This window comes from Streptomyces sp. NPDC058291 (assembly GCF_042880855.1).
Taxonomy (GTDB): Bacteria; Actinomycetota; Actinomycetes; order Streptomycetales; family Streptomycetaceae; genus Streptomyces.
In genome coordinates this window covers 59989-82370 of record NZ_JBHVYK010000024.1, presented here as the reverse complement: position 1 = coordinate 82370, position 22382 = coordinate 59989, and the positions used below count along the sequence as shown (strand labels likewise).

The 22382-nt window shown below is 68.9% G+C and carries 16 protein-coding genes and 6 pseudogenes; 8 read left to right on the top strand and 14 right to left on the bottom strand.

Translation table 11 applies throughout. The annotated features are described in order from the left end of the window. Positions 1 to 10 precede the first annotated feature (10 nt). Positions 11 to 247 (bottom strand): annotated as a pseudogene (locus ACFVYK_RS15310) (PadR family transcriptional regulator); the annotation flags it as partial. 39 nt (positions 248 to 286) lie between these two features. Between ACFVYK_RS15310 and ACFVYK_RS15305 the strand changes: the two are divergent. Beyond that, positions 287 to 679, top strand: a complete 393-nt coding sequence (locus tag ACFVYK_RS15305) for an ester cyclase (protein ID WP_389773454.1) — start codon at positions 287 to 289, stop codon at positions 677 to 679. 236 nt (positions 680 to 915) lie between these two features. Here the strand turns inward: ACFVYK_RS15305 and ACFVYK_RS15300 are convergent. Next, positions 916 to 1382 (bottom strand): annotated as a pseudogene (locus ACFVYK_RS15300) (sugar nucleotide-binding protein); the annotation flags it as partial. A gap of 499 nt (positions 1383 to 1881) precedes the next feature. Here ACFVYK_RS15300 and ACFVYK_RS15295 point away from each other — a divergent pair. Both ACFVYK_RS15295 and ACFVYK_RS15290 read left to right on the top strand, forming a co-directional pair. Beyond that, complete coding sequence (locus ACFVYK_RS15295; protein WP_389773451.1) at positions 1882 to 2451, top strand: DUF4232 domain-containing protein; 570 nt, start codon at positions 1882 to 1884, stop codon at positions 2449 to 2451. A 699-nt stretch (positions 2452 to 3150) separates the two neighbouring features. Beyond that, the gene (locus ACFVYK_RS15290; protein WP_389773448.1) at positions 3151 to 3747 is read left to right on the top strand and encodes a hypothetical protein; all 597 of its coding nucleotides are present in this window, start codon (positions 3151 to 3153) and stop codon (positions 3745 to 3747) included. Between the two features lie 260 nt (positions 3748 to 4007). Here ACFVYK_RS15290 and ACFVYK_RS15285 read toward each other — a convergent pair. After that, positions 4008 to 4259 (bottom strand): annotated as a pseudogene (locus tag ACFVYK_RS15285) (ANTAR domain-containing protein); the annotation flags it as partial. Positions 4260 to 4546: 287 nt separating this feature from the next. Between ACFVYK_RS15285 and ACFVYK_RS15280 the strand changes: the two are divergent. Next, the gene (locus tag ACFVYK_RS15280; protein WP_389773518.1) at positions 4547 to 5557 is read left to right on the top strand and encodes a permease; all 1011 of its coding nucleotides are present in this window, start codon (positions 4547 to 4549) and stop codon (positions 5555 to 5557) included. Next, positions 5554 to 6282, top strand: coding sequence for a TIGR03943 family putative permease subunit (locus ACFVYK_RS15275; RefSeq protein WP_389773445.1), 729 nt, complete (start codon positions 5554 to 5556; stop codon positions 6280 to 6282). The genes ACFVYK_RS15280 and ACFVYK_RS15275 overlap by 4 nt, the downstream gene beginning before the upstream one ends. 513 nt (positions 6283 to 6795) lie before the next feature. Here the strand turns inward: ACFVYK_RS15275 and ACFVYK_RS15270 are convergent. The 9 genes and pseudogenes from ACFVYK_RS15270 to ACFVYK_RS15230 form a co-directional block, all read right to left on the bottom strand. Then, complete coding sequence (locus tag ACFVYK_RS15270) at positions 6796 to 8160, bottom strand: protein kinase (protein WP_389773443.1); 1365 nt, start codon at positions 8158 to 8160, stop codon at positions 6796 to 6798. Positions 8161 to 8792: 632 nt separating this feature from the next. Further along, positions 8793 to 9329 (bottom strand): annotated as a pseudogene (locus tag ACFVYK_RS15265) (transposase); the annotation flags it as partial. A 463-nt stretch (positions 9330 to 9792) separates the two neighbouring features. Further along, entirely contained in the window at positions 9793 to 10293 is a 501-nt protein-coding gene (locus ACFVYK_RS15260) for a S26 family signal peptidase (RefSeq protein ID WP_389773440.1), read from the bottom strand. Further along, on the bottom strand, positions 10290 to 12026 hold the full coding sequence (locus ACFVYK_RS15255; RefSeq protein WP_389773437.1) for an ABC transporter ATP-binding protein: 1737 nt from the start codon (positions 12024 to 12026) through the stop codon (positions 10290 to 10292). The genes ACFVYK_RS15260 and ACFVYK_RS15255 overlap by 4 nt, the downstream gene beginning before the upstream one ends. Before the next feature lie 182 nt (positions 12027 to 12208). Beyond that, positions 12209 to 12709 carry a TlpA disulfide reductase family protein gene (locus tag ACFVYK_RS15250; protein WP_389773434.1) on the bottom strand — a complete coding sequence of 167 codons (501 nt, stop codon included), beginning with the start codon at positions 12707 to 12709 and terminating at the stop codon, positions 12209 to 12211. Continuing rightward, complete coding sequence (locus tag ACFVYK_RS15245) at positions 12639 to 13343, bottom strand: MauE/DoxX family redox-associated membrane protein (RefSeq protein WP_389773431.1); 705 nt, start codon at positions 13341 to 13343, stop codon at positions 12639 to 12641. The genes ACFVYK_RS15250 and ACFVYK_RS15245 overlap by 71 nt, the downstream gene beginning before the upstream one ends. Before the next feature lie 122 nt (positions 13344 to 13465). Next, entirely contained in the window at positions 13466 to 13675 is a 210-nt protein-coding gene (locus ACFVYK_RS15240; RefSeq protein WP_389773428.1) for a hypothetical protein, read from the bottom strand. Positions 13676 to 13858: 183 nt separating this feature from the next. Further along, on the bottom strand, positions 13859 to 14764 hold the full coding sequence (locus ACFVYK_RS15235; RefSeq protein WP_389773425.1) for a helix-turn-helix domain-containing protein: 906 nt from the start codon (positions 14762 to 14764) through the stop codon (positions 13859 to 13861). A gap of 894 nt (positions 14765 to 15658) precedes the next feature. Beyond that, positions 15659 to 16315: a TetR/AcrR family transcriptional regulator gene (locus ACFVYK_RS15230; protein ID WP_389773423.1), complete on the bottom strand. Its 657-nt coding sequence runs from the start codon at positions 16313 to 16315 to the stop codon at positions 15659 to 15661. Positions 16316 to 16431: 116 nt separating this feature from the next. On the opposite strand from ACFVYK_RS15230, the gene ACFVYK_RS15225 reads away from it, so the two are divergent. From ACFVYK_RS15225 to ACFVYK_RS15215, 3 genes and pseudogenes are all read left to right on the top strand, one after another. Then, complete coding sequence (locus ACFVYK_RS15225; protein ID WP_389773515.1) at positions 16432 to 17442, top strand: hypothetical protein; 1011 nt, start codon at positions 16432 to 16434, stop codon at positions 17440 to 17442. Then, positions 17439 to 18833, top strand: a complete 1395-nt coding sequence (locus ACFVYK_RS15220) for an IS701 family transposase (RefSeq protein ID WP_389773420.1) — start codon at positions 17439 to 17441, stop codon at positions 18831 to 18833. The genes ACFVYK_RS15225 and ACFVYK_RS15220 overlap by 4 nt, the downstream gene beginning before the upstream one ends. A 91-nt stretch (positions 18834 to 18924) precedes the next feature. Beyond that, a pseudogene (locus ACFVYK_RS15215) lies at positions 18925 to 20343 on the top strand (ISAzo13 family transposase); the annotation flags it as partial. Here the strand turns inward: ACFVYK_RS15215 and ACFVYK_RS15210 are convergent. Together ACFVYK_RS15210 and ACFVYK_RS15205 are read right to left on the bottom strand one after the other, a co-directional pair. Next, positions 20333 to 20983, bottom strand: a pseudogene (locus tag ACFVYK_RS15210) (transposase); the annotation flags it as partial. The pseudogenes ACFVYK_RS15215 and ACFVYK_RS15210 sit on opposite strands and share 11 nt — an antisense overlap. 785 nt (positions 20984 to 21768) lie before the next feature. Beyond that, the gene (locus ACFVYK_RS15205) at positions 21769 to 22350 is read right to left on the bottom strand and encodes a hypothetical protein (protein WP_389773418.1); all 582 of its coding nucleotides are present in this window, start codon (positions 22348 to 22350) and stop codon (positions 21769 to 21771) included. Positions 22351 to 22382: the final 32 nt, after the last annotated feature.

Below are 22382 nucleotides of genomic sequence, written 5' to 3'. Positions count from 1 at the left end.
CCGTGGACAGTCAGCTCGCGGGAGCGGCGGGCGCATGCGGTTCGCTGTCGGTGCATCCGGTGTCGAATGCGGGCGGTTCCTCCCCGAGGGTCTCGCGCAGCCAGGTCCGTTCGGCGCGACTGGTGGCGCGGGCGGTGAGCAGCATGCCCCGCCGGTAGGGGTCGGCGACCTCCTCGGCACGCAGGGGCCGCTCGTTGTCGTAGAAGAAACTCGCCGGTTCTTCCAGGAACTCCACGTCTCTGGAGAGGGGCACAGCAAGATGCCATCGCAGTCCACCGAGTCAGTGATGAACCGTTTCATCGAGTTCATCAACACGGGCAACGAGGACCTCGCCCGCGAGGTCATTTCTCCGGACGCGGTGTTCCACGCACCCAGCCACCCGGAACCGCTGCGGGGGCCCGATGGGTACATGGAAGTCCTCGGGATGATGCGCAGCGCCTTCCCCGACGTCCAGTGGACGCTGGAGGAGACGGTCACCGAAGGCGACACCGTGGCCGCGCGGTTCACCATGTGGGGAACCCACGACGGTGAATTCTTCGGGATCCCGGCGAGCGGCAACAAGATCTCGGTGCAGGCCATGAACTTCTACTACCTGGCCGACGGCCGGATCGTCGGCGAACGGGGCCAGCCCGACCTCCTTGGGGTGATGCAGCAGATCGGTGCCGTACCGGGGCCGTGAGCCCAGTCGCGCTGGGTACCTTTTCGCGCGCTCCGGCACAGCGGAGCCATCTCTCACTGGCGTGGCTGCACGTGAAGACCGCGCAGTGGAGCGACGGGGCCGCCGCCCTGCCCGGCATCTGAGCTGATCAGACCCGCCAGGTCAGATGCTCAGCCGCCAGATCGGCTGCACAGTCACATGCGTCTCGGGCCCCAGAGCACCCCACAGAACCTGAACAGATGAACTTGACAGGGAACGTGGCGGGTGACGGCGTCCGGGCCGGCGAGGTGAAAGACGCCGGCCGCATCGGACAAGGTGAGCTCCCACAGTGCGGCGGCCAGGTCGCCGACGTGGACTGGGCATCGGACATCGTCGGTGAACAGGGCCCCGTCCCGTGTGCCGGCGGCCAGGGCGTGCACCAGGCGTTCGTTCTCGGACCGGCCATGGCCGATGATCAGCGAGGTCCGTGCGACGACGGTGCCCGTGCTCAGGAGCCGCACGGCCGTCTCGGCCGCCGCCTTCCGGCCGCCGCCTTCGCGGCCCCGTACGGTGTCACTGGGTCGGGTAGAAACGTCTCGTCGTACAGGTCGTCGCGGCCGGAGAACACGGCGTCGCTCGACACGTGAACCAACTTGATGCCCCGTTGCGCCGCAACTTGGGCCAGGCGCATCCCGCCCTCGGCCGTGACCGCCCACTCGGCTCCGCCGCTGCTCGCGTTGATGACCGTGGACCAGGGTGTGGCGCAGCCTGGCACTTCGTTGTCCATGGCTTCATCCTGGCCCCCTTCGTGCACCGGGCCCTCAGCCGACTCTGCCGCGCAGGCCATCGGTCAAGTTCAGCGGCAAACGGTCAAGGTCCGATGTCCGGACACGCGCGCCGCATCGGTGTCCCGTGCCACTGGATCTTGACCGTTTGCCGTCGGACTTTGTCGGACGCGAGTTTGTGTCATCGGAGTTTGATCGCCGCAGGTCAGCGACTCAGCGCACCTTCGGTGCGCGCCGGGTGCGTGGTAGAACCCGTGGCGCGCTGGAGGTGCTTCGGTCTGCCCTGACGGCCATCTGCACGGGTACAGCCTGTCGTCACCGTTCCGTCACAAGTAGTCGCCGCACGGAACCCTGCCGCTCTCCCGCCCTGTCTGCACTCACGTACCACGACCACGCGTACCGCGGGGCAACAACCGACGACCGAAACCCGCGGACGAGACGACTCAGGGGGACGACAGCATGGGGCACAGCAACGGCATTCGCAGGGCGGCTCTGGCGACGACGGCGGTCACGGCCGTCGCGGCGGCGGTGACCGGCATCCTGCCCGGCACCGCCATGGCGGCGAGCACCACCACCTCCACCCCGCCACCCGCCTGCCTGGCCTCCGCCCTCCAGGTCAGCGCCCGGCAGGCCGTCCACCGGCCCGTCGGGACCGGGACCGGGGCGGCGGTCGTGCAGTTCACCAACGTCTCCCGGAGGACGTGCGTCCTGAAGGGCCATCCGACGGTCGCGGGCGCCGGCAACGGCTCCCCCGCCCACAACACCCCGCTCAAGGTCACCCGCACCGGCAGGGCGGCCACCGTGACGGTCCGGCCGCACGGCAGGGCGTGGGTGAAGCTGACCTTCGTCCAGGTCCAGGGAGAGGCCGACGGCTACTGTGTGTCGGGCAGGGACCCGGTGGCGTATCCGACGATGGTCATCGGGCTGCCGCACTCCGGGAAGCACCAGGTCGCCCTGAACGACGGGGTGTGGGCCGAGTGCGACAACAAGGTGACCGTCACCCCGGTCTCGGCGGTCAAGCCTTCCTGACCCCACCGTCCCCACCAATCGAGCAGCCTGCACGACGATCGCAAGGCTATGACCTGCACGTTTACGAGGAACTGCACATAAGTGCAGGTCGGCGACTCAGCGCACTCGGCGCGCTGAGTCGCTGACCTGCGGTGATCAAACTCCGATGACACAAACTCGCGTCCGTCGAAGTCCGATGGCGAACGGTCGAGATCCAGTGGCACGGGACAATCGATGACGCGGCCGGATGACGCTGCACCGTTCTCTCCCACGTTGGTGTTGACCTGGGCTTCTACCGTCCGGGGGCCGGCCGGCGGACGCTGATGACGCTCTGGCGCGCCATGTCTCTACTTCCTTCCTCCTCCTCTTTCGTTCAGAGAGATGGGCTGGGACAGCGTCATCAGCGTCATGGGGTTACTGGTCGGTGGGGAACGTCCCAGGTTGTGGCCCGTGCGGACCGGGTGCCGGGCGCGTCATCGGCAGCGTCAGCACGGCGTCATCTCCTCGCGGGCGAGGCCCTCCCCCGGTGCCCTGTGCCAGCACAACTTGAGCGCGTGCCATCGAAGGCTGATGACCGGGTCTTTCGTGACAGCGAAGGTTGATCGCCCTGCTGGGGCCGGGAGATCAGTCCGCGTCCGGAGCCCTGTCGCTCCTGTCCACTAGCCTGATCACTTTGGTGGGCACGGACGGAGTGATCCTGTGCTCTGAGGGGGAGACGTCATGAGTGACGGCATTCAGTGGCTTGTGGACCAGGACAACTGGCGGCACGGCGTCGTCTTCGCCCGCGACATCGAGCCGGAGGAGCTGGGCGTACGGATGGGCGGCACGCCGGGATCCATCGTGTCACCGATCACGGACACCGAGGCCTGGAGCCTGGTCCTGGACCTGGCGACTGACGACGATGACGTCGTCCGGGTCGGCGCCTGGGGTGATTGGTCCTTCGCCGTTGAGTACGGGATGAGCGACGGAGGTGACAGGCTGGCGGAGATCTCCCGGAACGGCGTGGAAGGCATCCACCTGGATCCTTCCCCGGACCATCCGCCAGCGATGTTCTCCTATGCCAGAGACGGTGTGGAAGTCTGCAGTTTCGGAATCGGCGAAGAAGTCTGGCGATGGGGTGAGCAGCCGGACCTGTTGCTGCCGGAGCTGATCGCGGCTGGGGTGCTACACCCGGACGGCGAGTACGCACGACCGACAGGCGAGTCCTACCTCGACCGCGACCGCCACACACTGGCGCTCATAGAGAAGCGATTCGGTCTTTGCCTACCCCGCGACGAAGTGGTGAACCAGCGCCTGCCCGCCTTCCTCATCGGCTGAGTAGCAACTTCGGATCGACGCTCGGCAAGGGGCCAGGGTCCGATGGCACGCGCGCCGGCGGTCGCGGTGTGCAGTCTGAGCGACGACCCGGAGCTGTGGAACCTCAAGGTGCGCTCCACTACGAACCCTGTGCAGCTGGCGATGGCTACGCCTCGCCGGCGCCCGGGAACCCGTCATGCAGGTGCTGCGGCTCGTCGGCCTCGACAACACCCTCATCGACATCCATCCGACCGTCGAGCAGGCCCTCCACGCCTGACGACTCACCCGTACTGCTCCGGCGGATCGCGCCATGAGCGGTGTCGCACCGCGGCGTCCAGTTCCTCGCCCAGCGGTTCGGGCAGCGGATGGCGCCCCAATGCCCAGCGGATCAGGGTTTCCGCGACCGTGTGCAGTTTGGTGTTGAGGTGCTGGGAGACCTCGCGCAGCACCTCGAACCCGGCGGCCGGCGGCAGCCGGTGGGCGGCGATGAGGACGCCGATGTTCTGATCGACCGTGGCGTGGGAGTCGATGGCGTGCCGTAGCTGGGTGTTTCCTGCTCTAAACGGGCCAGCCGGGCGTCACGCGTTTCCCCTGCAGGGAGCCGCTGAGCACGGGAGGTCGTCATCACTGCTTCTCCGCATGGGGGCCAGGGTCTCCACTACGCCTGCCCCCAACCAGGTCACCGAGACGCCCTCCCCCAGCCGGACGCGAAGATCACACTTGGCGTGCGACGGCGTGTGCGCACGTCCGGGGACGCGCCCCCGGCCTATCTTCGGCCACGACATCGACATCCGGAGTAAAAGATATGAAAACGGATGAAATGGTTGGTTCGGTGGCTGCGCCGAGGGCGTCCGCCGGATCGCCGGCGCGTCAACCGGGGCCAGGTCCGCTGCTCCTCGCAGGCGCGACGGCCGTCGGCCTGGTCGCGGTACTCGTGCTCACCGGCGCGGAGTGGCTGGAGCGGCCCGCCTTCGCCGCATGGCGCACCGTCTGCCTGGCCATCACTGTCCAGGTGCTGCCCTTCCTCCTCCTGGGCACGGCCCTGTCCGGCGCGATCAACGCCTTCGTGCCGGCCGACCTGTTCAGCAAGGCGCTGCCCCGGCATCCCGCCCTCGCCGTTCCGGTGGCCGGCGTTGCCGGGGTGGTGCTGCCGGGCTGTGAGTGCGCCTCGGTGCCGGTCGCGAGCAGTCTGATCTGCCGGGGCGTCACCCCGTCCGCCGCCTTCGCTTTCCTGCTCTCCGCGCCCGCGATCAATCCGATCGTGCTCACCGCCACGGCCGTCGCCTTCCCCGGCAACCCCGCGATGGTCGCCGCCCGGCTGCTCGCCTCGCTCGCCACCGCCGTCATGATGGGCTGGCTCTGGCTCTGGCTGGGGCGTGCGAAGTGGCTGCAGCCCGCCGCGCGCGATGCCGGCCATCAGGCCGGCCACAGCCGCCTCAACGAGTTCCGGCTCGGCTTCCAGCACGACTTCCTGCACGCAGGCGGCTTCCTCGTGCTCGGCGCCATGGCCGCCGCCACCTTCAACGTGGCGGTGCCGCGCTCGGTGCTGGATACCTTCTCCGGCTCCCCTTGGCTCTCCGTACTGTTCCTGGCCGGGCTCGCCGTCGTCCTGGCGGTCTGCTCGGAGGCCGACGCCTTCGTCGCCGCCTCGCTCGCCGGCTTCTCGCCCACCGCGCGGCTGGCCTTCATGGTCGTCGGCCCGATGGTCGACCTGAAACTGATCGCCCTTCAGGCGGGCACCTTCGGCCGGGCCTTCGCCTGGCGCTTCTGCACCGCGACCACCGTCGTGGCGGTCATCGCAAGCGCCCTGATCGCAGGTGCGCTGCTGTGAGACGTCACGTACAGGTGATCCTGCTGGCCCTGACGGGCATCGGCCTGCTGCACGCCGCTCTCTTCACCGACCTCTACCTGCGCTACGTCAAGGAGGGCCTGCGCCCGCTACTGATCATCTCCGGGGTGCTGCTGTTGCTGCTCGCTGTGGCAGGGGCGGCTACGGGCAGGGGACACACCGCACACGCCGACCGTGCGCACGGCCACGACCACAGCCGCGCGCCCCGCATCGCGTGGCTGCTTTTCCTGCCCGCGCTGAGTCTCCTCTTCTACGCGCCGCCGGCCCTGGGCGCCTACACGGCGGCACGCTCGAACGACAAGACGGTCAAGGAACACAAGGGCTTCGACCCGCTGCCCGCGACCTCGCCGCTGCCCATGACCCTCACGGACTTCACCAGTCGGGTCCAACAGGACCGCGCTCTGGCCATCAAGAACCGCACCGTCCAGATGACAGGGTTCGCCACTCCGGCCGGACGGGGCAACGGCTGGTATCTGACCCGCATCATCTTCACCTGTTGCGCAGCGGACTCACAGTCCGTCAAGGTCCGCATGTACACCACCACCGCCCCACCCGCCGACAGCTGGCTGACAGTGACCGGCACCTGGCACCCCAGAGGCAGACTCGGCACCAAGACAGCTGAAGCCGCCCTGGACGTCCGAACCATCCGCCACGTCTTCCCACCCGTCAACGCCTATACGGACGACCTCCCCCTCACCCCCTCATAACCTTGCAAGGGCACGATGGAGCACCGGGCCGGGGAGGAAACGCCCTGACCGACTGGGGCCAGATCGGCTACGGAGCCGCGCTGTCCCCGATCGCCGCATCCGCGCTGCTGGCGGGCGCCACGCGGCGGCGCCGTCCGACCGTCATCGTCACCGGTGCGTTGGCAGCCGCGGCCGGTCCGATCGCCGGGAACCCCATCCTGCGTGCTGCTCACGGCGACCAGTTTTCACGGACGCGCCCCTCGCCGTCTTCCCCGTCAGCTGGCAGGACACCGGGTCGGGCGTCTTCGCGTTCGCCGCCGCGGCGAGCACCCTGCAACGACTGGCACGAGACCCGAAAGACGCGGCGCAGGTCTGAGCCTCTACCAAGCCGTCCGAGAACTCCAGACCCTTCTCGCCGCCCGGGCCGGCGCCTGCCCCACCTGCCACCGCGACATACCCACACCCATACGGACCTGACCAAGCCCTATCAGAAGGTTGAGCATGTGACGGCACGGCGGGTTTGGTCCTCGGCCTCTACTGCGTCGGGCTTGGGCTGGGCGGTGCGCCGGTAGCGGCGCCGCCCTTCGAGAACCTTGGTGACGGGGACGCCGTACCAGCGGTTGGCGCCGCCGCAGGTGTCGTCCGGCTCGGGCCGGCGGCCCCGGCTGCGGTCGGCGCGGATCGTGGCGGCGGTGACGCCGATCCGGGCGGCCTGGGGCTCGCGGGCGGTGCAGAGGCGCTGCGGCCCGAGCTCGGGGCAGCTGCCGGATAAGAAGCGCCGAGTGTCCTAGAGACGGGCTGGGTATGAGATCCCGTTGCCGGAGCCGCAGGGTGGGACGCACCGAATGCCCTAGAGGGGGGCTGAGCGCCGTGAGACCGCGTGGGTGGGAGGGCACCGGGCCCGCTCTTGGCAGTCGCCGTACCGGAAGGCGGGTGCGCGGGAGTTTCGGCGGGCGTCGCTGCTTCCCGGTCATCGCTCCCGCTAGTGCTCGATGGGACGGCAAGAGTCGCGCCCAGGGCCACGGAGAGGGCCAGGGCCGCGCCCGCTGCCAGGCGACGGCTGTGGCGAGTGCCGCCGGGGAGGTTGCGCCGGGTGACTGCCGCCTCCCGAGGCAGCGTCGGAAGGCGTGCCTCGGAGGGTGCCGAGGGCGTCAGCGGGTATGGATCAGGTCCGGCGTGCCGGGAGGCGAGGGCTTGCGCGCACTGCTCGGCGTCCGGGCGGGCCTCCGGGTCCTGGGCGGTCATGGCCCGCAGCAGGGCCGCGAGTTCCGAGGGGAGCCAGGTGGGGACTTCGGGTGGGCGGTGCAGGCGGGCGACTGTCGCTTCCAACGGGGTGCCCTGGTATTCCAGTTCGCCTTTCAAGCACTCCAGCAGGACCAGGCCGAGCGCATAGACGTCGGCGGCCGGCCCGATCTGCCTGCCCTCAACCTGCTCCGGTGCCAGATAGGCGGCGGTGCCTATCAGCACGTCCGGTGCCGTATGGCGGGTGGCGTTGGCCAGGCGCGCGATGCCGAAATCAGCCAGGTGAGGAGCACCGGCCGCGTCGAGGAGGATGTTCGACGGTTTGATGTCACGGTGCACGACGCCGGCCCGGTGGACATACGCCAGCACCCGCGCGAGGGCGGCACCCACATCTACCACACGCCGCTCAGGCAGCGCTCCACAGGCCAAAAGGCTGCGCAACGTGGGACCCTTGATCAGTTGCATGACCAGGTAGGTGCGGTCGTCGTGGCGGCCGGCGTCGTAGACAGTGACCAGTCCCGGGTGCTGCAGGCGGGCCAAAAGGACGGCCTCCGCGGTGAGACGGTCCTCCGTCTGCGGGTCCGGGCCCGGCCGGAACACCTTGACGGCCACGGACCGCCGAAGGCGCGTGTCAACACCCTCGTACACGTCGGCCATGCCTCCCGATCCGATTCTCACGCCCAACCGGTAGCGGCCGGAGAGGGCATCAACGGGCTGCTCATCCGCTGGAACGGGCGCTGGCGTCGGCGGGGCTGCTGATTGGCGGGCCTTCATCTGGTTCTCCGTTGCTGTCACCGCGTACCGGACTCGGCCATGGGCCATGCTGCGAGGCGGGTACACGCAGTCTGCGTCAGATATCCGGACCAAGTCGGCGCAGCGACGAAAACGGCCCCGCTTTCCCCGTGGCGGCGCATTGCGGCAGGTCAGGCAAGCTGCCAGCCGGACAACTGCCGTCGTCGCCGACCTCGGCCGTCAGCCGCTTCCCCGGCAGGTCACTGACCGGTAGCCGACAGCCGTGGCGTTTCGGCCGCCAGGTAGCGGGCGGGCTCCCAGAGGCGCCAGCGCACATCGTGCTGTTGTCCTTGCGGCGATGGACTGTTGCAGGGGACCGGGGTGGGGACGCAGGAAGCCGTTCGCCTCCCGCCGAACGCGCGCATGAGGTCGACGTCCGGCAGCCCGGAGTCCGGGCGGGGCCCGCTCGCGCCCTGGTGCGTCGGCCAGTCGTGCCGGTACTGGACAACACCGGTGGGGGCCGCGAGGTCCGGGACATGGTCCAGGTTTCCGGCGGTGGAATGGACCGGGTCGAGGGGCCTGTTCTGCCACTCGGCCATGCCGTCCATGACCTTGTCGGTGATCGTGGAGATGGTCTGGCGGGATCCTTCGGCGCCATAGACCTCGGCCAGATGGGCCTGGACCTCACCGGGCGTCAGTCCCTTTGCGGACAGCGAGATCACCATCTCGTCCACGCCGGACAGGCGCTTCTGCCGCTTCTTGACGATCTTCGGCTCGAAGCTGCCCTCGCGGTCGCGGGGCACAGCTATCTCGACCGGGCCGACGTCCGTCAGGACGGTCTTGGCCCGGGTCCCGTTGCGGCTGTCGCCGCCGTTCTTCCCGGCAGGGTCGTGCTTGTCATAGCCGAGGTGGTCGGTGATCTCGCCTTCGAGGGCGGACTTCCAGGAGCCGCTTACTGGCTCTAACAAAAGCTGTTTACAGTCCCGCGCGATGTCGAGGGGCACCTCTGTCCCGTCGTGGAAGCCAGATGCGCCGGTCGGGAAGAGTCCGTCGAGCCCGAAGCCCTCCAGCGGCTGCTCGACGCCGAAGTGCATGGGGGACGGGAGCTTCGGCTCGCGAACGTCCAGGTGATCGATTCCGGTGCTCATTGCAAAGGCCTCGACCGCTTGAAGACAGGCCGCCTCGACCTGGCCATGATCGCTGACCGTGTCCTCGGGGCCACCGTAGTGACCGTGTTCATCACGGTCGGCGGGGTCGTACTTGGTGACGCGATAGACGTAGGGCAGCACATCCCCATCTTCCAGCATGGGCCGGACCCGGCCCTGGGAAATGCCATGGGAGTTGGGACTCAGGTGCAGGAACGTGTCCTGAGACGACGGGGGAATCGCTGGTCAGTCGTAGTGCGCTATGCCGTGAGCCACCGCATGCGCGGCCTCGCAGTTGGCCTCGCCCTCTGCTGGCTGGCACTCGATGTGCAGGTCGAATCCCATGCCCCTTCCTCCCTGGTGTCGGGGATGTACGAGAGGCCTTCCCTCGCGCTTCCTGAACTCGCCCCGGTCAGACGGCCCCCACGGGTCCCGACGGCTCCCGTGAACCCGGCGAGCCGTTCCGTGAACGTACGGCGACTCGCACCACGCCCAGGATCCGTTCGAGGGGGAAATAGCCGAACGCCCGGGAGTCGAAGCTCGCCGACTGGTTGTCGCCCAGCAGTACGGCCATGCCGTTCGGTACCCGGTCCTCGGCCACGTCGGCGAGTGTCGGGACGTCCCGGCGCGGGACGGGGTCCCCGGGCAGGGCCACGACACGCTTGATCATCCACCGGCGCTGGGACACGAGGGACGGGGCCGCCTTCGCCGCGAGCGCCCGCTGTCTCCAGCCGCTGGTGCCGAACGGGGACTCGACGACCACCACCCTGCCGACCTTGAGCCGCGTGCCCCGGATTGCCAGCACCTGGTCACGGTCCCGGTAGGCCGGTTCCATGCTGACTCCGTCCACGGTGACGGCCACCAGACGGCGGGTGAGCGCGGCGGTGACGACCGCGGCGCGGTCCGCGATCATCGTCCGGCCGCCGCTTCCACCGGGTCGGCCGGACCGACGGTGCCCGGGCCATGCCCGTCGTCCGTGTACCCGTCGGCCTGGAGGGCGAACAGGCGCGCGTACTCGCCCCCAGACCCGAGCAGTTCGCGGTGGCTGCCTTCCTCCTTCACCTGGCCGTCGCCGAGTACGGCGATCCGGTGCGCGTCGCGCACGGCGCTGAGCCGGTGTGAGATCAACAAGCTGGTGCGGTCTGCCCGGTGGCGGCGGATCGAGAGGTGGATCTCGTGCTCCGCCTCGGCGTCCAGTCCCGCGGAGGGTTCGTCGAGGATCATCAGGTCGCGTCCTTCGCGGATGAAGGCCCGGGCCAGGGCCAGGCGTTGGTGCTGGCCGCCCGAGAGCAGCGTTCCTGGCCGGTGTTCCTCTGCGGGAACGTCGTGGTGGAAGGTGCGCGAGAGCATCGTGTCGTATCCCTGGGGCAGTTGGGCGAGTTTCTCGTGCATGCCCGCCTTGGCCGCCGCGGCCTCGATCCGGTCGCGTTCCTCCAGCAGCCGCAGGTCACCGAGTCCGATGTTCTCGGCAGCGGTCATGTCGTAGTGCTGGAAGTCCTGGAAGAGCGTGCTCATCCGTGCGCGCAGCTCCACCGGATCGGCGTCGCGCAGGTCGACTCCGTCCCACAGCACGGCGCCGTGCGTGGGATCGTAGAAGCGGCACAGCAGCTTGACGAGCGTGGACTTGCCGGCACCGTTCAGGCCGACCAGGGCCAGGGAACCGCCGTGCGGGATGAACAGGTTCAGGCCGCGCAGCACCCAGTCATGGTCCGGGGCGTAGCGGAACCAGACGTCGCGCAGTTCGATTCCGTGTCGCAGGGGGTTCAGCGGCACCGGCTCAGCGGCCACGGGAAGGTCGGGTTCGGCCTCGACGACCTCCAGGTAGTGGTCGAACATGAGCAGCGCGCGCTGGGACGCCGCGAGCTGGATCAACAGGCTGCCGAGCGAGCCCTGCACACCATCGACCGCCGCCACGAACATCGTGACCCCGCCGACTGTGAGGTCGCCGGTGTGGGCCGCGAACACCGCCCACACCAGACCGGCTCCGGAGACGAGGCAGGACAGCACTTCCAGGACGCTCTGCACTTTGGTCTGGCGTGCGTCCACGGACTGGGTGACGGCGTTGGCCGCCCGCCGCTCGGCCAGCACCCGCGACCGCAGGAAGTCACCGATCGCGAAGAGCCGGATCTCCTTCGCCGCGGTGGGTGCGGCGATCAACCGGGCGTAGAAGTCCTCCCTGCGCTCGATCCTGCCCACTTCGAGCACGGCACGGGCCTGGTGCCGGGACAGGGCGAGCTGGGCCACGAGCGAGGGCACGCCCGCCGCGAGAACGACGAGCGCCATCACCGGGTTGAGCGCCACCAGCGACACCATGAACCCCGTGACGGTCAGCAGGGAGCGGCCCGCGGACAGCGCCGCGTCCGCGAGCTGGCCCGCGACCGTCCTGCCCACGTCCTGGGCCACCCGCAGGCGGTCCAGGAAGGCCGGATCCTCCAGCCGTCCCAGGCCGGGGTGGCGGCCCACAGCGGTGAAGAGCCGGTCCTGGGCCAGCAGCCCCACCTCACGGTCCACCACCCCCCGCAGATAGCGGGCGGCCAGCGGGCCGATGCCCACGATGATGGCCGCCAGCACGTAACCGAGCGCGGGGATGAGCAGCGTCCGCAGATCCGCGTCGTGCGTCAATCCGTCAATCAGGAGCTTCGTCATCCACGCGATCAGCACCGGTACCAGGCCGGACGTGAGGGTGAGCGTCGCGTAACCGACCGAGGCCCAGGGCGCCGCAGTGGCACACAGGACGACGGCGGCGGTGACGCGCCGGCGCGCGGAGCGTGTGTGCCCGGTCCCGGTCCCGATCTCCGAGGAAGCCGGTACGCGTCGGCGGAGCGATCTCACCGGGCCGGCACCGGTACGTCGAGGTCGATGTTGTCGGCGGTGACGACGGGGCGGCCGTACTCGGGGCTGGGCGAGACGACCAGCACGGCAGGGAATCCCTGGAGGTCGAAGGCCTTGCTCATCTCCCCCTTCTCGGTGGTGGACTCGCGTACCACCCGGGCCACCGGACGCAGCCGCTCCAGCATGTCGGCGGCCTCCTCCGGCTCGCCCACGACGACGGCGAGCACCTTGTCCCGGCCGCCGGGGAACGAAGGGGCGAAGTCGACGAACTTCGGCAGCTTCTCCTGGCACGGGCGGCAGCTCGGCGAGAAGAAGGCGACGAGGGTGTCGCCGTGCCGCAGACTCGCGTCGTCCACCGGCTCGGCGTCCAGGGTGAGGGTGGTGAACTCGCCGATCTCGTCACCCATGCCGACCGAGACGGGCGGGTTAGAGCTGCCGTCGCGGTTGAGGATCTCGGCCTGGTCCCGCAGGCGCTTGATGATGCCGAGGCTCAGCACGAGGTTGAGGATGCACAACGCCCCGACGAAGACGAGGGCGGCGATCACGAGGGGCACGGTGTTTCTCCTGTCGGATGGTGGTGGGCATGGTGGCGGGCGACGCGGCGGTGCCCGTACCCGGCAAAAAGAGCTCCACGAGTTCGTCGAGCACGGTGAAGAGTGCGCCGCACACGAGCCCGATCACGATCGTCAGGGCGACTGCGCCGGTGGTGCCGCCGGAGCCCGGACCGACCAGGGCCGCGACACCGGCCGGGACGGCCAGTGCCAGGTTGCGTACCGCCTGCCAACCGCTGACGGGTGTCGCGGAAGCCCCGAAGCAGCGGCAGGCCGTGGCCTGACCCCGCCATACGGCGAACGCGATACCGACAGCGAAGGCGAGCAGCAGACCCGTCGCGAGCCAGGCGCCGTACCGGAACGCCCCGGGCAGTGGCGCGATCAGCAGCCCGCATACAGCGAACTCCAGAGCCACCACAGCGGGAGCCAGCAGCCTGCGCGCCCCGGGCACGGGGGCCAGTGCCTCGACCGCCGCGGCGAAGTCGACGAAGGACTGGCGGCCACGGACCTTGCTCACCGCGGATACCAGGAAGACCAGACCGATCAGACACCTGATCCAGGTCGAGAGATAAGGCTCCACGATCCCCCAGAGTTGCTAGGTCGAGTGGGCCGGCGCATCCGTCCTGCGCAGGGGGCCTTCGCCCCCGCCCGGACGCTGTGGAGCGGGGCCCGACGCCGACGCCCCGGGCCCCACGAGCACGGTCAGCAGTAGCAGTTCAGGTAACCGCCGGCGGTGCCACAGCACGGAGCGTTGTAGCGGCACCAGGTGTTCACGTTCTGGTAATGGTTGGCCACGTTGCACTGCCAGCACGCGTTCCAGCAGCCCTGCGGCCCGACCTGCGCCGAAGCGGAAATCTTGGGCACAAATCGCTCGAGCAGGGCCTGCCCTGCAGATTCCAGCATGCGAAGCATGTCACTCTCCCCTCTAGGTCAATCGGCCCGACGTTCGTCGGATGAGCGACCTTGGCATTCGGTCGGTCGGCCGGTATTGAAGGAAATCGACATTGGATTTTTTCGACATGCACGGCAGGTACGGGACGCAACGCTGCAGCGGATTCCCGCCCATTCGGGGCGAGTGAGACCGCTGCGCGGGATTCAGCCTTCTTGCAGAATGCTGGTAATGCGACTGGCCATCCGGTCGACACCCCCTCCCCCACTCTGATATTCGGCGAGAAAACGTAGCGGCGGGCGTCCGGTCAGCGCGGTGAACTCCCGTGTCAGATGCGCCTGATCGCAGAACCCGCAGCTGGACGCGGCCTCACCGGGACTGCGGCCGGCCGTGAGCAGCGCCGCCGCGTGCTGCAAACGCAGCACGCGGGCCAGCCGTTTGGGAGTCAGCCCGAGCTGTTCCGCGAACCCGCGCTCGAGCTGGCGCTGGCTCCAGACGAGACTTTCGGCCAAGGCGGTGATCTTCAGGCGGCCGTGGGAACGTTCCAGCCGCTGCCAGGCCTCGACCACCCGAGCGGCCGCACGGGGGCCGCCCTCGCGGCAGCGCAGCAGGAACTGGTCGACCACGGCGAATCGGGAGGACCACCCCGAGGCCCGTGCGAGCTGCTCCGCCAAGTGATCGACCCGGACACCGAGCAGCTCGGAGAGCTCCACCCCGGGCTCGGGCAAGTCCCCGAGGGCCACACCGAACAGCTCGAAGGCCGCCCACGGCGCGAGCATCACCTCGACGCCACGGATCCCTCCGTGGTGCTCGCCCAGCGCTGGGCGCGTAGTGGGCGGGCTCAGCAGGGATACGACCGTGCGGGTCCGATGCGCCGCACCCACGGGTGAGATCCGCAGGGCTTCGCCGAAGCCGAGGACCAGGGTCGCCAGCCCGCACGGGATCTCCAGACGTCTGCGGACCGGCCCTGGCGCGAACCGGAATCCCCGGTAGCAGAACACCCCCGGTCCTAGCGACGCATGCGGCTGCCCCAGGGCCAGCTCCCACTGCTCCTCGGGGCATCGCAGCCGCCGCCCTGCCGGGACGTGCCTGGTCAGCAGGGAGTCGGACACCTGAGCACCCACCGTCGGCGTCGACACTGCGCGATGGCCTGGAGGTGTGTGGCCTCGGCGTCGCCCCGCAGCGCCCACACCGGGTCGTCGGACACAGCGGCGATCGCGGCAGTCGAGGCGGCGAGGGATAAATGGGGTAGTGCACGCATGGCGACTCTCCGATGGGCGTGGGGGATGGTGTGATGCACGAGCGGAGTCGAGTGCCGGCGGTCCGGTCCTCGCAGGCGTCCGCTCGCCCTCGACCGAGGCATAACGGCGGGCGATTTTCGGTCAGGTGCCGAATTCGTACGCCTCAAGAACAAGCGGACAGCGCTGTGTTGTGCGGGAAGGCCCGGGTGAAGTGGGCCAGCCCGTCATCCGGTACGCGACGCTCGGCGGGCCGTAGGGAGGGATGGGCAATCGGCTCAAATCCCCGTGCAAGGGAATCCGTGGCGGTCACCCATAGCCGTGCGCACTTCATGCGGTCGTGCCGGGATTCCGTATGCGGGTCTCGTAGCCGGACGACATCGCTCGATTCAGCCATGTTCCCTCCCCGTTACGGAGACTGCTCCGCGGGGCCAAGAATCACACAGCGCCTTTCGCCACCGCCAGACCACGTAATGCCATTGGCTTGGTCTGTTCGCTCGGGCCGCCGTCGGCTTGAGCCCGACGGGTTTCACTGACCGGCTCTCCCCCGCCGGACCCTGCCGCGCCGCGGCCCAGATCTCCCTGCGCGGTGACGTACCTCTTCACCATGAAGGCTCAACTGGGGGCAGACCTAATACTCCAGTCGTAGATCGCGACCTGACGCGGTGTCATCTATGTTGACTCGGTCGACGAGGATGATGGCGGCCGGGTGCATCGGCATGTTCCGGATCTACTGTTTGTCCAGCGGATGCCCCAGTGGGGTCGGCTTCACAGTTGGGTGCGTCGCTCGGCGGCGTCGAACGCGGGCGCGAGCGGGGCCAGGGCCGCGCGGAGCTGGTCGGGCAGTGAGCCGGAGGGCACGACGAGTCCTCCGGCGCCGAAACTGTCGGCGGCCTCTGCGTTCCCGGTCGGCCGGAGCCAGCCTTCCAGCGCGATGCGAACCGCCGCGGCCACGCTTGCCGCGAGAACGCGGGCTGTGTGCGCTCCGGTGTCACCTAGGCGTTCGGCGATCACCGCCGTGAGAGGGGGCTCGATGTCGGCGGTGGTGTCGAGGAATGCGTCGCGCAGCGCGGTCCTGGTGGTGATTAGCAGCAGCGCCTGCTGTTCGCGCTCGCCGGTGTTCGTGTACTGCTCGACCACTGCTTCGGTGACGGCGTCGGCCAGGTGCACTCCTGCGGGCCGGGCCGTGACCGCCGCCGCGATCCGTGCCTCCCGGTCCGCGGTAACAGCGGAGACGATCGCCTGCTCGCGGCTGGCGAAGTAGTTGTTGTAGGTGCGCGGCGAGACCCCGGCGGCCTCGGCGATGTCCTCGACCCGCACCTGGTCCGGTCCGCGCTCCACGGCCAGGCGCAGGGCCGCTTCGCGTAGCGCCTCACGCGTGGCCTGCTTCTTCCGCTCCCGCAGCCCTGGCGGTGGTGTCGTCACGGTGCCAGTGTCCCATGCATGAGTGCGTGCACGCAAACTTGCGTGCACGCACTTTCCCTGTCAGCCTCGACCCGCCCGAGACCGACAGAGAGGACGTCACCATGCGAGCAAGAGGAATGACCTACGACACCGGATTCGTCGTGCACGGCCAGATATCCCGCGAGCACTTCGACCCCGCGGTGGTCCGGCGCGAGCTCGCCATCATCCGCGACGACCTGCACTGCAACGCGATCCAGATCATCGGCGGCGACCCGGACCGAATGGAGCTGGCCGCCGGCGCCGCCGCCGAGCTCGGCCTGGAGGTCTGGTTCTCGCCCTATCCGCTGGAACTGGACCCGGAGCAGATCCTCACGCTCTTCCGCGACTGCGCCGAGCGAGCGGAACGGCTCCGGCGGCAGGGGGCCGCAGTCGTATTCGTCGCAGGGGTCGAACTGAGCGTGATGAACCGCGGGTTCCTGCCCGGAGAAGGCCCCGAGGAACGGGTCGAACAGCTGATGAGCCAACCCGAGCGGCGGGCCGAAGCGATGCGCGAACTCGGCGTGCACATCAACACATTCCTCCACGACGCCGCGACCACGGTCCGCGAGCGCTTCCAGGGCAAGCTCACCTACGCATCCATTCAGTTCGAGCAGGTCGACTGGACCCCCTTCGACATCGTGACGTACGAGCTGATCCGCTCCGCCGAGGTCGCCGACCGGTTCCGGGACGCGGTGCGCACCCTGGCCCAAGGCCCGAAGCCGCTCGCCATCACCGGGTTCGGCACCGCGGCCTACCGCGGCGCGGGAGACCGCGGCGGGCGCGTGCTGGAAGTGGTCGAGCACGACCCGCAGACCAAGGCCCCTGTACGGCTGAACGGCATATACGAGCGCGACGAAGCCGGCCAGGCCGCATATCTGAGCGAACTGCTGGAGATCTTCGACACCGAGGGCGTGGACAGCGCGTTCGTGTTCCTGTTCGCCTTGCCCGGCTACCCGCACCGCCCGGACGGCGACCCCCGGGACGACTTGGACCGGGCCGGCCTGGGCATCGTCAAACTCCTCGAAGGGCGCCGGGGGCAGACCTACCCCGACATGGAATGGGAACCCAAGGCCGCCTTCACGGCAGTGGCCCAGCGGTATCGGAAGTGACCGGCCCCGCACACGATGCCCACGGCTCGGGATCTGCACCGCGCCGCAGTGCAGATCCCGGGATGGAAACGGTATTCGCCGAACTCGCCGCAGACCTCGCGCCGGTCTACCGCCGCCGCGCCCTGCGGGCCAACGGCGTGTTGTATCTGCGCGGGTTACTGACGCCGGGCATTGCGGGCAACTGCTGGTCGATCGCGGAGGCAGTCGGCCTGGACCGGCCGTATCGCCTGCACCACCTGCTCGAACGCGCCCGCTGGGAGGAGGACACCGCAAGAGACGTGGTGCGCGCGTTCCTGACCCGGCACATCGGCGCCGACGGCGGAGTCCTGATCTTCGACGAGACGGGTCAGGCGAAGAAGGGGACGAAGACTGCGGCCGTAGGTCGGCAGTACTCCGGCACGATGGGCCGGGTCGAGAACGTGATCGTCGCGGTGTACACGACGTACGCGACCAAGCGGGGCCACGCCCTGATCGACCGGGACCTGTACGTACAGGCCGACTGGTTCGCCGATCCGGCGCGGATGGCGACGGCGGGTTTCCCTAAGGATCACGCATTCGCCACCAAGCCGGCGCTCGCCCTCGCGCAGACGAAACGGGCGCTGGCCGCCGGGATCAGACCAAAGTGTGCGACCGGGGACGAGGTGTACGGACGCAGCCGGGAATTGCGCGAGTTCTTGGAAGGCGTCAGCATCGGCTATGTGTTCGCGGTGCCCGTCGACCACCAGTTCACCACCTCCGGCGGCGGGCGCATGCACCCTGACCAGGCGCTGCACCTGGTCGAGCCGGACGGATGGAACCGCCGCTCGTGTGGAGCGGGCGCGAAGGGCCCTCGCTATTACGACTGGGCGTGGATCGCCACCGACCACCCACGCCGATGGCTGCTCATCCGTCGCTCCATCGCCGACCGGCGCGCGATCGCGTACCTCTATGCGTACGCACCCGAGGGGCATCCCTGCCCCCTGACCGACCTGATCAAGATCGCCGGGATGAGATGGAAGGTGGAGGACGACTTCCAGGACTCGAAAACCACCGTCTCACTCGACCAGACCCAGGTCAGGCGCTACCCGGCGTGGAAACGCCACGTCACCATGGCCATGGCGGCCCTCGCCCTGCTCGCCGTGCTCGCGGCCATCGACAAGACCAGTCACCCCACCCCCATCCTGCCCGACGATCCCGACCAGGACCCGCCAGCCGATTGCGGCGCGATCGCGCTGACCGTCCCCGAGGCCCAGCGACTGTTTCACCTGCTCACCACGCCCATCCGCGACCTGCCGCCGCCGGCAATGCGCGCCCGGATCGCCCGGCATCTGAACTGGTCCGACTGGCGACGACAACACCAGGCCCGAGCCCGCTGGCACCACTACCGAACCCGACTCGCCCTCGATGAATGACACCGCGTCAGGTCGCGATCTACGACTGGAGTACTAAGGGCTTGCAGGGAATCAAGGTGTTACTTCCCGTTCTGACGGTCGTTGGTGTGGTATGCGCATCCCGGACGCGACACGTGACCACTCGCTCTGAAGCTGGCGGTGTTGCTTCCGCATCTGGACGAGCGGCAACGGCGGTTGCTGGTGGCCGCAGAGGCGCGTGCTCTGGGGCATGGCGGCGTTCGGGCCGTCGCGCGAGCGGCCGCGGTCAGTGAGACCACGGTCCGCAAAGGTGTCTCCGAGCTGGAGGCCGGCGAGGAGCCCCTGGGGCGGGTGCGGCGTCCGGGTGGAGGCCGCAAGCGGGCCGCGGATCTGGATCCGGGGCTGCGGCGGCACTGTTGGCGCTGGTCGAGCCGGACATGCGGGGTGATCCGATGTCGCCGCTGCGGTGGACGGTGAAGCCGACCCGCGCTCTCGCGCGGGAGCTGACCCGAGCCGGACACCGGGTCAGTGCCGACACGGTCGCCGTCCTGTTGCGTGAGGAGGGCTTCAGTCTGCAGGCCAACGCCAAGACCATCGAGGGCAGCCAGCATCCGGACCGGGATGCCCAGTTCCGGTATCTCAACGAGCAGGCCCGCGTGCACCGGGACACTGGTCAGCCGGTGATCAGCGTGGACACCAAGAAGAAGGAGCTCGTCGGCGCGTTCAAGAACAGCGGACGGCAGTGGCTGCCCGCGGCCGATCCGGTACGGGTGAACGTCCATGACTTCGCCGACCCACAGCTGGGCAAAGCCGTCCCCTATGGCATCTACGATCTCGCGGCGGACACCGGCTGGGTCAACGTCGGCACCGACCACCACACCGCCGCGTTCGCGGTGGAATCGACCCGCCGCTGGTGGCACGACCAGGGCACGAACACCTACCCAGGCGCGACACGACTCCTGATCACCGCGGACGCGGGCGGCTCCAACGGCTACCGCACCCGGGCCTGGAAACTCGAACTAGCCACGCTCGCCGCGGAAACGGGGCTGACCATCACTGTGTTCGTCATCTGCCGCCGGGAACGTCGAAGTGGAACAAGATCGAGCACCGGCTCTTCTCCCACATCACCATGAACTGGCGCGGCCGCCCGCTGACCAGCCACGAAGTCATCGTCCAGTCCATCGCCGCGACCACCACCCGCACCGGACTGCGGGTGAGGGCAGAGCTCGACACCAACGCTTACCCGACCGGGGTCCACATCGATGACGCGGACATGGCCGCCCTGCCGCTGACCCGGCACACCTTCCACGGCGACTGGAACTACACCCTGCACCCGCAGCCACGCCCGGCCCTCCCGAGGACCAAGGCCCCGCAGACGCCGACCCTGAAATGGGACCAGACCCTGCTGGCAGACCCCACCCTGACCGGAATGTCACCACAGCAACTGGGCGCCCTCGCGCAGGCTTTGGCCCCGGACGGCGATCCCCAGCCCGGCCGCCCGCCCCCGCTCGCCTTCCCCGACCAGGTCCTTGCCGCCGTGCTCCACCTGCGGGCGGGTTTCTGTTGACTACTTCCACGTCGATTCCGAGGCGGGCACCGTGTTCGATGACGGCATTTTTGAAGCCGGTGTCGACCCAACTCTTGGAGATGGTTGGGTGCTTCTCCTTCGCCTGGTCGAGGAGGCGTATTCCCAGGGCGTTTTCCGAGAGGCTGGCGGCAGTGACGGTCACGGCGAGGATGAGGCCGATGGTGTCGGTGAGGATGCCGCGTTTCCTGCCGGCGATCTTCTTGGCGGCGTCGGTTCCCTGGCTGGTCAGGGGTACGTTGGTGGAGGTCTTCACGCTCTGGATGTCGATCACGGAGGCGGTCGGTTCGGGCTTGCGGCCGTCCTTGACGCGGGCCAGGCCGGTCAGGTGGTAGTTGAGCTGTGCGGGGATTCCCTCGTCGCGCCAGACGGCGTAGTAGAAGTAGACGGTGCCGTGGCCCGGTAAGTCGTGCGGGAGGTACTTCCAGGGGATTCCGGTGCGGTTGATGCAGAGGAGTGCATCGAATACGTCGCGCAGTTCGACTTTGGCCGGCTGTCCCGTCGGTCGGCGTTCGAGGCGGGCCTTTCTCCAGGCCGTCAACGTCAACTCAATCAGGGCCCATCGGGCGTCGGACAGGTCACTGGGGTGCGGCTTGCGCTCGCTCACGGCGTAGCGTGATCATGAGTATGGCGGAGGGGGTGGGTTCCGCTGGAACTCGGGCGATTTTGTGGTGTTTCCAAATCAGACGGGTTTTCGGGTACGAAGGCGCACGAGACGGACAGTCGAGTGCTTGGCTCTGCGGGGCACGAATAGCTTCTACCCGGAGAAGACGCCCAAAGCAGGGCATGGACAAAATTCGCATACCGAAAAAACGCTATGCGAACGCCCACTGAAAGTCGCCTTCGCCAGATACGCACCGGTCAGTCGATCACTTCAACGGAACTCGTGACGCCAGGAGCACCAGGCGGAGGGCGATCTTGACCCAGTGACCGACTGACCAGCCGAGGAACTCCGTCAGCGGCAGCGTGGTCGGGGGCTCCCCTCGCCGCCCGACCATGTTCACCGGCCAATCTCCATAGTCGCTCGGGGCGAAGCGCACGATTTCGCGCTCGGCCGGACTCTTCGCTCAGCGGCGGGCGGGGGTGGTGCTGGGCCTGTCGGACAGGGCGACGCGGGCCCTGGGTCTGAACTACGCCGAGACCGGGCTGATCACCTCTACCGGCAGGCGCTCACCAGCCTCCACCAGGCCGCGGCGCCCCTCCCGCAGGCACGCGACGCCTAGACTGCGGGGCGACAGTGCTGGCGCGGCGTAGTGCTGCCGCCTCCGCCGGCCACCTGGGACTACAGTCCTCGTCCATCGCCTACCACACGGCCTGCTTCCCCGGTGGGAGACAGTCCGGGCTCGATTCCGAGTTGATCGACAGGCCCCCCACGCGGAGCGAGCAGATCCCTCAAGAGTGCTGCGGGATGAAGGGGGTAGCGGCTGAGCGGGCCCGCTCCCACACGCCGGGCAACTGCTCCTCGGGACGCTGCTGCTCACCGTGCAGGGCGTTGAGTACCACCAGGCACCCGGTCAGGGCCGGCACGGCCCACTGCGCGAAGGCCAGGTGCCGCTGGGCGTCGTCGAGGTCGATGGGGTGCCGGGCAGCCTTTTCGGCGTCCTGCGGGTCGGAGGAGGAAGCCAGCTCCACCTTCTTGCCCAGAACTCGGGCGTAGGCAGTGGCGGCCAGGGCCGCAGCGGTGACGAGGGTCTTGGCCGTGGTGGAGGCCCCCACGCCCTTCTGGACGGCGACCCGGTGAGCGTTCACGGCAAGCAGTCCGCCGCCGCCGAACAGGTGCGCGCCGATGGCCGCGGCGTTGACCGGCGTCCACTTCGCCCACCCCGACGAGGCGATCCGCGCCCTGGCCTGGGCCGTCTCGCTTTGATCCCTCGCTGCCCCGTTGAGACCGACCGCACCCATGAGCGAGCCCCCGAACCAGGCTGCCAGACCCACATCGTGCAGGCTGCGGATGAGGGTATTGCGATCGGACATGGCAGTGCTCCTTGGAACAGGGGACGGGACGG

Excerpts from the sequence above, each read along its gene's own strand:
- ACFVYK_RS15305 (WP_389773454.1), top strand. The coding sequence starts at position 287 with ATGAACCGTTTCATCGAGTTCATCAACACGGGCAACGAGGACCTCGCC.
- ACFVYK_RS15295 (WP_389773451.1), top strand. The coding sequence starts at position 1,882 with ATGGGGCACAGCAACGGCATTCGCAGGGCGGCTCTGGCGACGACGGCG.
- ACFVYK_RS15255 (WP_389773437.1), bottom strand. The coding sequence starts at position 12,026 with ATGACGAAGCTCCTGATTGACGGATTGACGCACGACGCGGATCTGCGG.
- ACFVYK_RS15260 (WP_389773440.1), bottom strand. The coding sequence starts at position 10,293 with ATGATCGCGGACCGCGCCGCGGTCGTCACCGCCGCGCTCACCCGCCGT.
- ACFVYK_RS15225 (WP_389773515.1), top strand. The coding sequence starts at position 16,432 with ATGACCTACGACACCGGATTCGTCGTGCACGGCCAGATATCCCGCGAG.
- ACFVYK_RS15205 (WP_389773418.1), bottom strand. The coding sequence starts at position 22,350 with ATGTCCGATCGCAATACCCTCATCCGCAGCCTGCACGATGTGGGTCTG.
- ACFVYK_RS15240 (WP_389773428.1), bottom strand. The coding sequence starts at position 13,675 with ATGCTTCGCATGCTGGAATCTGCAGGGCAGGCCCTGCTCGAGCGATTT.
- ACFVYK_RS15270 (WP_389773443.1), bottom strand. The coding sequence starts at position 8,160 with ATGGCCGACGTGTACGAGGGTGTTGACACGCGCCTTCGGCGGTCCGTG.
- ACFVYK_RS15280 (WP_389773518.1), top strand. The coding sequence starts at position 4,547 with ATGGTTGGTTCGGTGGCTGCGCCGAGGGCGTCCGCCGGATCGCCGGCG.
- ACFVYK_RS15290 (WP_389773448.1), top strand. The coding sequence starts at position 3,151 with ATGAGTGACGGCATTCAGTGGCTTGTGGACCAGGACAACTGGCGGCAC.